The 13,325-nt window shown below is 64.6% G+C and carries 12 protein-coding genes; 5 read left to right on the top strand and 7 right to left on the bottom strand.

Annotated features, from left to right (window positions below; genetic code table 11):
* Positions 1–127: 127 nt before the first annotated feature.
* On the top strand, positions 128–832 hold the full coding sequence (locus RBB18_RS00770; protein ID WP_306110484.1) for an invasion associated locus B family protein: 705 nt from the start codon (positions 128–130) through the stop codon (positions 830–832).
* 139 nt (positions 833–971) lie between these two features.
* Here the strand turns inward: RBB18_RS00770 and RBB18_RS00765 are convergent, their stop codons facing one another.
* The 4 genes from RBB18_RS00765 to RBB18_RS00750 are packed head-to-tail and all read right to left on the bottom strand — an operon-like array spanning position 972 to position 5,220.
* The gene (locus RBB18_RS00765) at positions 972–2,183 is read right to left on the bottom strand and encodes a beta-ketoacyl synthase (protein WP_306110483.1); all 1,212 of its coding nucleotides are present in this window, start codon (positions 2,181–2,183) and stop codon (positions 972–974) included.
* Positions 2,180–2,440: an acyl carrier protein gene (locus tag RBB18_RS00760; protein WP_103761245.1), complete on the bottom strand. Its 261-nt coding sequence runs from the start codon at positions 2,438–2,440 to the stop codon at positions 2,180–2,182. The genes RBB18_RS00765 and RBB18_RS00760 overlap by 4 nt, the downstream gene beginning before the upstream one ends.
* A gap of 29 nt (positions 2,441–2,469) precedes the next feature.
* Complete coding sequence (gene lpxD, locus RBB18_RS00755) at positions 2,470–3,561, bottom strand: UDP-3-O-(3-hydroxymyristoyl)glucosamine N-acyltransferase (RefSeq protein WP_306110482.1); 1,092 nt, start codon at positions 3,559–3,561, stop codon at positions 2,470–2,472.
* 27 nt (positions 3,562–3,588) lie between these two features.
* Positions 3,589–5,220 carry a murein L,D-transpeptidase gene (locus tag RBB18_RS00750; protein ID WP_103761247.1) on the bottom strand — a complete coding sequence of 544 codons (1,632 nt, stop codon included), beginning with the start codon at positions 5,218–5,220 and terminating at the stop codon, positions 3,589–3,591.
* Positions 5,221–5,555: 335 nt separating this feature from the next.
* Between RBB18_RS00750 and RBB18_RS00745 the strand changes: the two genes are divergently transcribed.
* Positions 5,556–6,125 (top strand): DUF882 domain-containing protein, encoded by a 570-nt coding sequence (locus RBB18_RS00745; RefSeq protein WP_306110481.1) that lies wholly within the window; start codon positions 5,556–5,558, stop codon positions 6,123–6,125.
* A 192-nt stretch (positions 6,126–6,317) separates the two neighbouring features.
* Here the strand turns inward: RBB18_RS00745 and lipA are convergent, their stop codons facing one another.
* On the bottom strand, positions 6,318–7,265 hold the full coding sequence (lipA, locus tag RBB18_RS00740; protein ID WP_103761845.1) for a lipoyl synthase: 948 nt from the start codon (positions 7,263–7,265) through the stop codon (positions 6,318–6,320).
* 230 nt (positions 7,266–7,495) lie between these two features.
* Here lipA and RBB18_RS00735 point away from each other — a divergent pair, with 230 nt between their 5' ends.
* Positions 7,496–8,221, top strand: a complete 726-nt coding sequence (locus RBB18_RS00735; protein WP_306110480.1) for a VIT1/CCC1 transporter family protein — start codon at positions 7,496–7,498, stop codon at positions 8,219–8,221.
* Positions 8,222–8,231: 10 nt separating this feature from the next.
* Here RBB18_RS00735 and RBB18_RS00730 read toward each other — a convergent pair whose 3' ends face one another.
* Positions 8,232–9,353 carry a DUF6456 domain-containing protein gene (locus RBB18_RS00730; protein ID WP_306110479.1) on the bottom strand — a complete coding sequence of 374 codons (1,122 nt, stop codon included), beginning with the start codon at positions 9,351–9,353 and terminating at the stop codon, positions 8,232–8,234.
* Positions 9,354–9,602: 249 nt separating this feature from the next.
* Between RBB18_RS00730 and RBB18_RS00725 the strand changes: the two genes are divergently transcribed.
* Complete coding sequence (locus RBB18_RS00725) at positions 9,603–9,938, top strand: DUF6477 family protein (protein WP_306110478.1); 336 nt, start codon at positions 9,603–9,605, stop codon at positions 9,936–9,938.
* Between the two features lie 4 nt (positions 9,939–9,942).
* On the opposite strand, the gene RBB18_RS00720 is transcribed toward RBB18_RS00725, so the two are convergent.
* Positions 9,943–11,487 (bottom strand): trimethylamine methyltransferase family protein, encoded by a 1,545-nt coding sequence (locus tag RBB18_RS00720; RefSeq protein WP_306110477.1) that lies wholly within the window; start codon positions 11,485–11,487, stop codon positions 9,943–9,945.
* 265 nt (positions 11,488–11,752) lie between these two features.
* Between RBB18_RS00720 and guaA the strand changes: the two genes are divergently transcribed.
* Entirely contained in the window at positions 11,753–13,324 is a 1,572-nt protein-coding gene (guaA, locus tag RBB18_RS00715; RefSeq protein ID WP_274591866.1) for a glutamine-hydrolyzing GMP synthase, read from the top strand.
* Position 13,325: the final 1 nt, after the last annotated feature.

The raw sequence follows: 13,325 nt of genomic DNA, 5'->3' as shown, positions 1-13,325 counted from the left end.
GCCCCGGTTCAGAGGCAGCGAAAATCCGCCTTGCACTGGCACGGGCGTTACGGTTTTATCCTGACACTTGCGATCACCCATGTTAGAGCGCACGCAGCTTGATTTCAGACTAGATAACGGGGTCCACATGACCAGACTTTTGCACACCCTTCCATTTCTCGTTCTGCTGGGCGTCGGCTCGGCGTTGAGCGCACAGGAAACGGAAGAGACCGAAGGCACTGCAGATGGTGCCACGGCGACCGAGACGGACGCCACTGGATCGGAGACTGAAACCGAAACGGAGACCGAAACCGAAGCGCAGGCGGAAACGGACGACGCTGCGGATACCGCCGGACAGACCGACCCGGCCAGCGGGCTGGACCTGGGCCGCGAGGAGCAGGCAGATCCATCCTATATCAAGGAGACCTTCGACGACTGGCAGCTTCAATGCTTCCGCAGTGAGGCAGGCGAAGACCCCTGCCAGATGTACCAGCTGTTGCGCGAGGAAGGCGGGAACCCCGTGGCCGAGTTCAGCCTGTTCAAGCTGCCCAGTGACGGCCAGGCCGTGGCGGGTGCCACGATCGCGGTGCCGCTGGGCACGCTGTTGCCGCAGGGGCTGAAGATCTCGGTCGATGGCGGCAAGGCCAAGAACTACAACTACTCGTTCTGCTCGATGGGTGGTTGTTTTGCCCGTATCGGGTTCACCCAGGCCGACATCGACGCGTTTCAGGCAGGTGCCGCTGCGCGCCTGACGCTGGTGCCGGCGCAGGCCCCCGACCAGGTGGTCGAAATCGAAGCCTCGCTGGCGGGCTTTACCGCGGCCTATAACGAGGTGTCGGTGCTGGACCAGTAAGCCGCATCACCACCTTGCGACTTGGAACGCCGTCCTTCGGGGCGGCGTTTTTCGTTTCTGTGGGGCGGACTGTCCGGTTTGAACCTTTGAAGAGGCTGGCAATCATCCATCGCGCGGACGTAAGGCCGCAGGCCAATCGTCAGGCGAAGCGCTTGAGCGCCAGCACCGCGTTGAGGCCGCCGAAGGCGAAGGCGTTCGAAAGCGCCACGTCGACCTTTGCCTCGCGCGCCTCGTTCGGAACCACGTCGAGCGCGCATTCGGGATCGGGCTCGTCATAGTTGATGGTGGGCGCGACAATGCCGTCGCGCAGGGCCATGATGCAGGCCAGCAGTTCGACCGCGCCGGTGCCGCCGATGAGGTGGCCGTGCATCGACTTGGTGGACGAGATCATCAGCCGGTCGGCATGGGCGCCGAAGACATCTGCCACCGCCGCGCTTTCGGTCTTGTCATTGGCGGCGGTGCCGGTGCCGTGGGCGTTGATATAGCCCACGTCGGTGGGGTTGATCTTGGCGTCCAGCATGGCGCCGGAAATGGCGCGCGAGGCGCCATTCTTGGACGGCATGACAATGTCGGCGGCGTCCGAGGACATGGCGAAGCCGGCGACCTCGGCGTGGATCTCGGCGCCGCGCGCCTTGGCGTGTTCCAGTTCCTCGAAGACGAAGATGCCCGCGCCCTCGCCCTGCACCATGCCATTGCGGTTGGCCGAGAACGGACGGCAGCCGTCCTTGGACATGACGCGCAGCCCTTCCCACGCCTTCACGCCGCCGAAGCAGAGCATGGATTCCGAACCGCCGGCGATCATCACCGGGGTGAGACCCCCGTGCACCATCTGGAACGCCTGCGCCATGGCGTGGTTCGAGGACGCGCAGGCGGTCGAGACGGTGAAGGACGGACCTTTGAGGTTGAATTCCATCGACACGTGGCTGGCCGCGGCGTTGTTCATCAGCTTGGGCACCACGAAGGGGTGAACGCGGTTCTTGCCCTCTTCGTAGACCGAGCGGTAATTTTCATCCAGCGTGGTCATGCCGCCGCCCGAATTGCCCAGCACCACGCCGGCCCGCGCGGCCAGTTCGCCCTCGAACTTAAGTCCGGCCTGCGCGATGGCTTCGCGGGCGGCGACGAGGGTGAATTGCGTGAACCTGTCGTAGAGCGCCAGTTGCTGACGGTTGAAGCGTTCCTCGGGCTCGTAGCCCTTGACCTGGCCGCCGATCTTGATGGCCAGCCGGTCGACGTCGCGGATATCCAGTTCGGAGATGCCTGAGCGGCCCTCGCGCATCGCCTCGAGCGTTTCGGGCACGCTGGCCCCGAGCGCGTTGATCGTGCCCGCGCCTGTTATGACGACCCGCTTCACGCTTTCTGTTCCGCCACCAGCTTCTCGATTCCCGCCACGATGGAGGCGACGGACGAAATGTCGAAATCGCTTTCCTGGGGGGCGTTGGCGTTGAAGGGCACCGAGATGTCGAAGGCTTCCTCGATGGCGAAAATGCTTTCCACGAGGCCGAGGCTGTCGATGCCCAGTTCCTCCAGCGTGCTGTCCATCGTGACGTCGGATGGTTCAAGCACGGCCTGTTCGGCGATGATTTCGATGACCTTGTCCTTGGTATCCATGGTGCACCCCGTTCTTTCCGCGAACCGCTTTAGTCACTCTGATCCGGTTTTGAAACAGCTTTCTTGAGGTCAGCCACGTCGGCAAAGAGCCGCTTGATCCGGCGCAGGTACTTATAGACCTCCATCTGGGTGTCCATCTTCATCGCCGGGTAGCCCAGCATGACGCGGCCCGCGGGCACGTTGGCGAGGATCTTGGTGCCGCCCCCCGCGATGACGTTGTCGCCGATGAAGATATTGTCACCGACCCCCACCTGCCCCGCCAGAACGACGCTGTTGCCGACCTTGACCGAGCCGGCCAGCCCGACCTGTCCGCAAAGCAGGCAGTCGGTGCCGATGACGCAATTGTGGCCGATCTGCACGAGATTGTCGATCTTGGTGCGGTCGCCGATCACCGTGTCGCGGATGGTGCCCCGGTCAAGCGAGGCATGGGCGCCGACCTCGACATCGTCGCCGATGCGGACCGCGCCGAGGCTGTGGATGCGGACATAGGATTGCGCGGCAATGTCGCCCTGGTCGCCCAGGGTCTGGCGGGCGCGTTCGACACCCGAGACGTCAGGGGTGACATAGGAAAACCCGTCCGAGCCCACGACCGCGTTGGGCTGTGCGATGAAACGGTCGCCGATCACCACGCGCGCGCCGATGCGGGCACCTTCGCGCAGGAAGGCCTGTTCGCCCAGAACCGCGTCGGTGCCGACAAAGCTTTGCGGGCCGATCACGCTGTTCGCGCCGATCCGGGCGCCGGCACAGATCACCGCCAGCGGACCGACCGTGACATTGTCCCCCAAAGTGGCGCTGTCGTGAATGACGGCCGAGGGATGAATCCCGTCATCCCAGCCTTGCCCGGGATCGAAAAGCGTGCTCAGCCCGGACATGACGTAGCGCGGGCGCGGCGCGACGATCGCCGCCTCCAGCCCCAGCGCCTGCCAGTCGGCCCCCTCCCAGACAAGCGCGGCGCGCGCACGCCCCTGCGAGAGGGTTTCGGCATATTCCGGCTTCATGGCCAGCGCGAGGTGGTCCGGCCCGGCGTCGGCGGGTTCGGACACGCCATCAATGGCGATGTCGGTCGCGCCCATGGCGTTGGCCCCGAGCGCGCGCGCGATCTGGTCTATGGTATAGGACATGTGGCAACCCCTTCGTTCGGGGCCGGTTTATCCGCGAACGCCGGGCAGCGAAACCCCTGCGCGTTCCAGCGCGGACCAAATCCGCGCATCGCGGCCATAGACATCGGGGCGGTAGTTCACATGACCCTTGGGAGAGGTCACCGCGGTGCGGTAGATGATGTGCACCGGCACGTGATTTTCCAGATCGACCTTGGTTTCACGCCCCGTGTTCAGGATGCCGTGGAACTTGCCCTTCGGGTCGGCCTCCTGCACGGCCAGCAGGGCGTAGGCGAAATCGAACGGCTGGTGCAGGCGGATGCAGCCGTGGCTGTAGGCACGGGTTTCATGGTCGAACAAGTGCTTCTGCGGGGTGTCGTGCAGGTAGATGTTGTACTTGTTGGGGAACATGAACTTCACCAAGCCAAGCGCATTGCGGCTGGAGGGCGGCTGCTTGATGGCAAACGGGAAATTGCGGGCGTTGTAGGCGCCGAAATTGATGCGGGAGCGGCTGACCGTGCGGCCGCGGCTGTCCACGAGGCGCAGGTGACCGGCGGCGTTGCGGTTGCGCTTCATCTTGGGCAGGTATTCCTTGACCGCGATCGAGCGTGGCACGTGCCAGGTCGGATTGATGATCATGTGTTCCATCTCGTCCGAGAACTCGGGGCTTTGACGGTCGGCGGCCTTGGCGCCGATCACGGCCCGCGTGCGGAAGGTCTCGATATCGTCATCGATGATGCGGGCGGAAAAGTCGGTGAGGTTCACGAGGATGTGGCGCTTGCCCCGGCCCTCAGGCAGGTTCAGCCAGCGCTCGCGCTCCATCGCCACGATCACCGACTGAAGGCGGTCCTCGGCGGTGGCGTTGACCTCGCGCAGGGTGCTTTCGCCGGCAACGCCGTCGGGTTCCAGCCCGTGGTCGCGCTGGAACTCCCGCACGGCTTTCTGGATGGTGGCGTCATAGCTTTGCGTGGCGGTGCGCCCGAGATAGCCCTTGGCCATAAGCCGATTGCGCAGCGCCGTCACGGCCGCACCGGACGCGCCCGGTTCGAGCTTGCCGCCCGGAACGGTCGGCCCCCAGCCGCCCTCGGCGACGAGAGTTTCGAGCCGCATCTTTTCCTTCATCAGGCGTTTGTACTCGTTGGTCGAGGGCGCCAGCTGGCGGATGAACTGGCGCGGCTCGTCGCTGGCGGCAAAGGCGGTCAGCGTGCGGGTGCGGTCATAATCGCGCAGCTCGCGCTTGATCGCGGGCACCACGCGGCGCGGGTCGAGCACGCCGGTGCGCATGTCATCGGCCAGGTTCAGAAACGCCTTGCTGAGCGCGACCTCGGCAAAGCCGATATCGCGGGGCGTGCGCGCGGCGCGCAGCGTCTGTTCCAGCGCGTCGATGTCGTAGCGCGATTGGGGCAGGCCGTGGGCCGACACCGTTTGCAGTGCGAGGAACAGTGCCTGTCGGCGGGCCTTGTGCGCGTCCTGGTCGGTCCAGATGCCGGTGAAACCGGTGCTGCGATAGAAGGCGGCGAGATCGCGGTCGTCCGAGGCGGCCTCGGCGACGGCCTGTTTGAAGGCGGTGACCTGCGCGGCGGCGGGTTGTGACGCGGACATCCAGAAAACAACGGCCATCAGGCCACTGACAATGGTGGTGAAAATGCTGGTGTGTCCAAAGGTGCGCAACGCGCTGCTCATGCCGTTCTCCAAATCAACGAATTCCCTGCCTGCGCAACAAGCGCACGCAATCATTTGTTCCTATCGCGAATGAGCTGTCCAATCACAATTGGTTTTAAAGGTAAAAACCGGCACATGTGGCCGCCAGGACGCAAAGCCAGCTGTGGTCTGGAAACACGGCTGCACGGAATTTGCGCAAATTCTTGCCGAAATCTCTTGTGCTATGGAACCTTCCGGCTTTCACCCCTTGGTAACCGATTCCTGATATGCCATAACAATCACACATCTGGGGATGAGATGAACAGAGCCGCTACTTAACGCGGCAACAGGCAAGCGACGGGACAGGCGCTAACAACATGACCGATCAAAGCTCGACGAGCGTAACGCGGCGTGCGTTACTGGGTGCATTTGCAGCTACGACAGTGGTCGCAGCACCAACGTTTTCCAACGCAGCAGGGTTCCTTCGAGGCGCAGGCGACATTCGTCGGCTGACCATGGCCTCGCCCCGCACCGGTGAAAAGATCGACACGATCTACTGGATCGAAGGCGAATACATCAGGGACGCGGTCCGCGAGATCAACCTCTTCATGCGCGACTGGCGTACCAACGACGTCCACAACATCGACATGCGCACGATGGACATCATGGCAGCGGCCCACAACCTGATGGATGTGAACGAGCCCTACCTGCTACTGTCCGGCTACCGCAGCCCGAAAACCAACGCGATGCTGCGCTCGCGCTCCAGCGGCGTGGCGAAGAATTCGCGCCACCTGCGCGGCCAGGCAGCCGACCTGCGGCTGAACTCGCGCTCGGTGAACCAGATCTACCGCGCGGCTTCGGCCTGTCGCGGCGGCGGTGTGGGCCGCTACTCCGGCTCCAACTTCGTGCACATGGATTGCGGCCCGGTCCGCAGCTGGGGGCGCTAAGGCCCCGCGCGACCTGACGCGAATATCACTGTTGAGCACCGGCCCCGCGAGGTCGGTGTTTTTGTTTGCCGAGATGAGATTCCGGATCACGTCCGGGATGGTCGGACGCGGCTTGTGTCCGGTACGATCCTGACGCAGACGTCATCCCGGGCTTGACCCGGGATCGCTTGCTGTTCTCGACGGGACGCGCCCCTATCCCAGCCTGGCCATCCGCGCATCGCGAAGCCGGGCAAAATCGTCACCCGCATGATAGGACGAGCGCGTTAGCGGCGTGGCCGAGACCATCAGGAAACCCTTGCCATAGGCGGCCTTTTCATAAGCCGCGAATTCGTCCGGATGCACAAAGCGATCCACGGCGTGGTGCTTGGGCGTGGGTTGCAGGTACTGGCCGATGGTCAGGAAATCGATATCGGCGGCGCGCATGTCGTCCATCACCTGGTGCACGGCTTGCCGGTCTTCGCCCAGGCCCACCATGATGCCCGACTTGGTGAAGATGCCCGGATCCAATTCCTTGACCCGTTGAAGCAGGCGCAGGGAATGGAAATAGCGCGCACCGGGGCGCACCTCGGGGTAAATCCCCGGCACGGTTTCGAGATTGTGGTTGAAGACGTCCGGCTGCGCCGCGACCACGACCTCGAGCACCGCAGGGTCGCAATGCAGGAAATCCGGCGTCAGGATCTCGATCGTGGTGCCGGGCGAACGGTGGCGGATCGCGCGGATCGTCTGGGCGAAATGCTCGGCCCCGCCATCGGTGACGTCGTCGCGATCCACCGAGGTGATGACCACGTGGTTCAGCCCCAGTTTCTGCACCGCGTCCGCCACGCGCCCGGGCTCGAACGGGTCGAGCTCCTCGGGCGGCTTGCCGGTGGCGATGTTGCAGAAGGAGCAGGCGCGGGTGCAGACCTCGCCCATGATCATCATGGTGGCGTGGCCCTGGTTCCAGCACTCGCCCGCGTTCGGACAGCCCGCTTCCTCGCAGACCGTGACCAGCTTGTGCTCGCGCATGATCCGGCGGGTTTCCAGATAGCCCTTGCCGACGGGCGCCTTGACGCGGATCCAGTCCGGCTTTTTCGGTTGGGCATTGTTGGGCCGGTGCGCCTTTTCAGGGTGGCGCTGGTCCGGGATCTTGAGATCGCGCACGAATTTTTCCCCGCAAATCCTTTGGTAAGACATCCTATTTATAAGTCACTGCGGTGGGAAGTTCCAGTGATGCAATCCCGTCATGCATGTGACGGATACGCCCGGTAACGAGTGCCCCACCTCTTTTTGCAGGGCCGTGCTTGGTATGCGCCCGTGCAGTGCGAGCGCGGGCTGTTGCGCCAGGCGTGGGCGGCTCTATGCTGGCGCTCGGGGCAGAAACCGAGGGCGCTATGGATTGGCGACGGCACCGGCGCGAGGCGCATCGACTGAGCCAGACGCAGGAACACCTGAAACAGATCGTCTATGGCGGCAATGACGGGATCGTGACCACCTTTGCCATCGTGGCGGGGTTCGCCGGTGCGCAGGCCGAGGGCGTGGCGCAGATCGGCGGGGTTGCTGTTCTGGTCTTCGGGTTGGCAAACCTTTTCGCCGACGCGATCAGCATGGGGCTGGGCGAATTCCTGTCGCTGCGATCACAGCACGACCTGTATCGCGCGCGGCGGACAAGCGAGCTGCGCGAGATTGCAGCCGACCCCGAACACGAGCGGATGGAGCTGTTCGAGATCCTGCGCCAGCGCGGCCTGCCCGCGGGCGAGGCCGACACGGCCGCGACGATCATGTCGCGCCATCCCGAGATCATGGCCGACCTGATGATGACCTACGAGTTTGGCATGCAGGACCCCGACGAGGACAGCCCCGTGCTGAGCGGGCTGTTCACCTTCGTGTCCTTCATCGTTTTCGGGGCGATACCTCTCTTTCCCTATTTCATACTCGACGCCACGCAATCGACCTTCGTGCTCTCGGTCGCGGCGACGGCGGTGGCGCTTATCGCGCTCGGCCTGTTGCGCTGGAACGCGACAGGCGAACGGATGGGCCGCTGCGTCGGCGAGACGCTGCTGGTGGGCACGATCTGCGCCGTGGCGGCGTTCGGCGTGGGCTGGCTGGTGGGCGGCTGACGCGCGCGCCCTACCCCATCAGTCCGGCGCTGTCGCCCAATTCGGCGTAGTGCCGCTTGAGCCGTTGCAGCGCGATGCGCAGCACGATCTTGCCCGAGCGCGCTGACCATCCGAGCTTTTTCTCGGTGCTTTCCAACCCCTCGAGGAAGCAGCAGCAGCGCAGCGCCACGTCCGCAAGCCCCGGTCCCAGGTCGCGCAGGGCCCCGAGCACGCGGGCCTGGGCGGCCCGGGCGGTGACGTTCTGCCAGTCGGCGGGCGTAGGCCGGGCCGCGCCGGTCAGGATGTCGGTCCAGTCGTCGCGCGGCGTGTCGCCCAGACGCGCCATCTCGAAATCCTCACGCAGGCGCTCCCCGGCGCGGACGAGATCGGGACCGAGAAAGCGGCTGCCGTCGCGGTCGCGGCGGCGCGAGAGCAGGATCAGGGGCGACTCGGCGATGCCATAGCGGATGCGGCATCGGGCCTGTCGCTCTTCGCCATCTTCTTGGTCCATCGCGGCATCCTGGCCCAGGAAGGCGGCTTGCGACTCGACGAATCCCCGGGCCCTGTTTTCAGCCTGGGCCATCAGTTGTCCGAGCGCGGTCCGCCCCGCCGACGTGATCGCATAGCGCGACACCCGGCCCGGCGCGTCGCAACTGATCCAGCATTTCAGCGCCATCGCCTCGGCGATGTCGCGATCGACGACCGCGGTGCGGTTCTGCCCGGCCTCGGTTTCGCGCACCACCACGGCCTTGTCCATCTCGGCGGCCACGGCCAGCACGGCCCCTTTTTCACACAGGCGGCGCAGCACGCGCAGGGCTTCGCGGTTGAGGCGGGTTTCGGTCAGTGTCGGTTGGACGTTCTGGTATTCGGGCAGCGCGGTCATGCGTTTCTCCTTGATGCACGAACCGGCGTCCGGATGGGACATCACCCGCGGGCCAAGGCGGCGCAGCGCTTCGTCGACAAGGTGGTCGTCGCGCAAGGCTTCGAGCGCACGGACCTGTCGAGAAACGGTGGAGGCGTGACAGCCGAGTCGCCGGGCCAGCGCCCGGATCGACGTGCCGCCCTCGGTATGGGCCAGATAGGTGATGGCTGCCATCGGCACCCAGGACAGATCTTTCGAGGCGGGTGCCCCCGCCAAGCCAGCTTTGCTCATCCGTTTCCCTCCTTGGCCTGATCTCTTGCAAGAGGATCAGTTGCCCCAATTTGCCCACAGATTTATCCACAAGCGGGATGCAACCTAGGGGCGACTTGGTTACCAGTTCGTTAATTTACAGCCAGTCTGGAAACAATGGTTTCGATTGTGTGAACAATTGGAAACGGTTCCGTTCGGTTGAACAGCGACTCACGCAACGCCCCGGCCGGGTGTGGCACTCATCGGGCTCCCGAATGAAGGAGACCTGACATGACCGATCTGCTTTGCGTTCTCGACACGCTCAAACGCCCGCGGCTTCTGATCCGCGCGGCCCGGCTGGGCGCCGGGCAGTACCGCCGCGAGTTGCATTTGCCGCGGCACCTGGACACGAGCGCCCTGCCCGACAGCGGCGCGGCACTGGCGGAGTTGCTCGCGCTCGAGGCGGAGCTTGACACGGCCCGGCGCGGACGGCGCGCGGAGTACGCGGTGGCCCGGCACGTGGACGTGATGATTGCGATCATGGGAGAGGCGCGGCTGATCCGGGCCACGTTGGCGCCCAAACCGGAGGCACCGGCGCAAGGCTTGCAGCCCGCGCCGGTGCCGTGAAGGATCAGGCGAAGGCGTCTGGCATCGAAGCCTTCTTCTCGGCAACATAGGCGTTGAGCGCTTCGAGCACGCCGGGGTCGAGCGCGGGCTGCTGGTAATTGGCCAGCTGCTTTTCGACCCGGGTGGCGGCCAACGCCATCGTGTCCTGCTCGCCCTCGTCGGCCCATTGCTCGAACGGTTTGTAGTCGAGCATTTCGGACCGCCAGAAGGCGGTCTTGAAATTGGCCTGGGTGTGGGCGCAACCAAGGTAGTGCCCGCCCGGGCCGACCTCGCGGATGGCATCCATCGCCTGGCCGTTCTCGTCCGTGTAGATGCCCTTGGCGAGGTGGTGGTAGACGCCCAGCTGGTCGGCATCCATCACGAACTTCTCGAACGAGGACACCAGCCCGCCTTCGAGCCAGCCGCAGGAGTGCAGCATGAAGTTGACGCCTGCCAGAAGCCCCATGTTGAGGCTGTTGGCGGTCTCGTAGGCGGCCTGCGCATCGGGCAGCTTGGAGCCGTTGAACGACCCGGCGGAGCGGTAGGGCAGCCCCAGGCGGCGGGCCAGCTGTCCCGCGCCATAGGTGATGTGCGCGGCCTCTGGCGTCCCGAAGGTGGGCGCGCCGGAGTTCATGTCGATCGAGGTCACGAAAGCCCCCATGATGACGGGCGCGCCGGGATTGCAGAGCTGGTTGAAGGCGACGCCGGCCAGCGCCTCGGCCATGACCTGCGTCAGGGTGCCCGCCACGGTCACCGGGGCCATGGCGCCGCCGACGATGAAGGGCGACACGATGCAGGCCTGGTTGTTCTTGGCGTAGACCTCCATCGCGCCCATCATCACCTCGTCGAAGGTCAGCGGCGAGTTGATGTTGATCAGCGAGGTCATCACGGTGTTCTGCTGCACGAACTCCTCACCGAAGAGGATGCCGCACATGTCGACGCTGTCCTGCGCGCGGCTGGGCTCGGTCACGGAGCCCATGAAGGGCTTGTCCGACAGCACCATGTGCGCGCGCAGCATGTCGAGGTGACGCTTGTTCACGGGGATGTCGGTGGGTTCGCACACCGTGCCGCCCGAGTGGTGCAGCCACTTGGACATGTAGCCGAGTTTCACGAATTTCTCGAAGTCGGCCATCGTCGCGTAACGCCGTCCGCCCGCGTTGTCGCGCACGAAGGGCGGGCCATAGACCGGGGCGAAGACCAGGTTGTTGCCGCCCACGACGACGCTGCGCTCGGGGTTTCGGGCGTGCTGGGTGTATTGCGACGGCGCGGTCTTGATCAGCTCACGCGCGAGGCCGCGGGGGATGTGCACCCGCTCGCCCTGCAAGTCGGCGCCGGCGTCTTTCCACATCTGGAGCGCCTTGGGGTTCTCGACGAAGTTGACGCCGATCTCTTCCAGAACGGTTTCGGCGTTGTGCTCGATCATCTCGAGCGCCTCTTCGTTGAGGATCTCGAAATTCGGGATGTTACGCTCGATATATTTGGCGGTTTCGACGCTGACGGCGGTACGTTCTGCGCGGCGGGCTGCGCCGCCTCCGCCCCGGGCCCGTCTGCGGGCTGCTGCTTCGGCCATATTCTGGTTCCCCAACGTGGACTTGCACCCTGATGAGAGTGCGACTGTCCCCTTAATTATCCGCTAATGCGGGCGAGTCGGGGGAGATTTGCGCCGTTTCACGGTCTATAACGACATTCGGGGGGATGATGAGGATGCGGCGGGCAAATGCGCGTGGGCTCTCGCCCACCTTACGAGATGTGGTAGCACGTCATGTCCGTGCGCTGCTTGGTCAGGCACGCTCAAACCTGTTGCATCGCGCACGGGCTTTTCATATGGGCTTTGCATGACCCAGCATGACCGCCTTCTTATCATCGACTTTGGCAGCCAGGTGACGCAGCTGATCGCGCGCCGCCTGCGCGAGCTGAGCGTCTATTGCGAAATTCACCCGTTCCAGAATGTCACGGACGAATTCCTGAAGGACTTTGCGCCCAAGGCCGTGATCTTTTCGGGCGGCCCCGACACGGTGACCCGCGACGGCGCACCCCGCCCGCCGCAATCGGTTTATGACCTCGGGGTGCCGATCCTTGGCATCTGCTATGGCCAGCAGGTCATGATGCAGGACCTGGGTGGGCGCGTCGAAGGCGGCAAGATCTCTGGCGGCGGCGGCACGGCGGAGTTCGGCCGCGCCTGGGTGTCGCCCACGGAAGAGCGCATCGAACTTCTGGCGGGCTGGTTCCTTGGCGAGCGCGAGCAGGTGTGGATGAGCCATGGCGACCATGTGGCCGAACTGGCGCCCGGGTTCGCGGTCTACGGCACCTCGCCGCACGCGCCCTTTGCCATCACCGCCGATCTGGAGCGGGATTTCTACGCGGTGCAGTTCCATCCGGAAGTGCATCACACGCCCAATGGCCGCACGCTTTACGAGAATTTCGTCAAGCGCGCCGGGTTCAAGGGCGACTGGACCATGGCCGCCTACCGCGAGGAGATGGTCGAGGCGATCCGCGAGCAGGTGGGCGACTCGAAAGTCATCTGCGCGCTGTCGGGCGGGGTGGACAGTTCCGTGGCGGCGGCCCTGATCCACGAGGCGATTGGCGAGAACCTCACCTGCGTCTTTGTCGATCATGGCCTGTTGCGCCTGAACGAGGGCGAGGAAGTCGTGGGCATGTTCCGAGACCACATGAACCTACGGGTCATTCACGCGCAGGAGCAGGATCTGTTCCTTGGCGAGTTGGACGGCGTCTCGGACCCCGAGACCAAGCGCAAGATCATCGGCAAGCTGTTCATCGACGTGTTCCAGAAATACGCCGACGAGATCGAGGGCGCGGCCTTCCTCGCGCAAGGCACGCTTTACCCGGATGTCATTGAATCCGTCAGCTTTTCCGGCGGACCCAGCGTGACGATCAAGAGCCACCACAATGTCGGCGGCCTGCCCGAGAAGATGGGGCTGAAGCTGGTCGAGCCGCTGCGCGAATTGTTCAAGGACGAGGTGCGCGCACTTGGCCGCGAATTGGGCCTGCCCGACAGCTTTATCGGGCGCCACCCCTTCCCCGGCCCCGGCCTTGCCATCCGCTGCCCCGGCGAGATCACCCGCGACAAGCTGGAGATCCTGCGAAAGGCGGATGCCGTCTATATCGACCAGATCCGCAAGCACGGCCTTTACGATGAGATCTGGCAGGCTTTCGTTGCGATCCTGCCGGTGCGCACCGTGGGCGTGATGGGCGACGGGCGGACCTATGATTATGCCTGCGCGCTGCGCGCGGTGACGAGTGTCGACGGGATGACCGCCGATTACTACCCGTTCAGCCATGATTTCCTGGGCGAGACCGCGACGCGGATCATCAACGAGGTCGAGGGTATCAACCGCGTGACCTATGACATCACCAGCAAGCCGCCGGGCACCATCGAGTGGGAGTAGG

Origin of the sequence: Roseovarius sp. MMSF_3298 (assembly GCF_030733705.1) — a bacterium.
GTDB lineage: Bacteria > Pseudomonadota > Alphaproteobacteria > Rhodobacterales > Rhodobacteraceae > Roseovarius > Roseovarius confluentis.
This window is presented reverse-complemented; position numbering and strand designations above follow the sequence as displayed.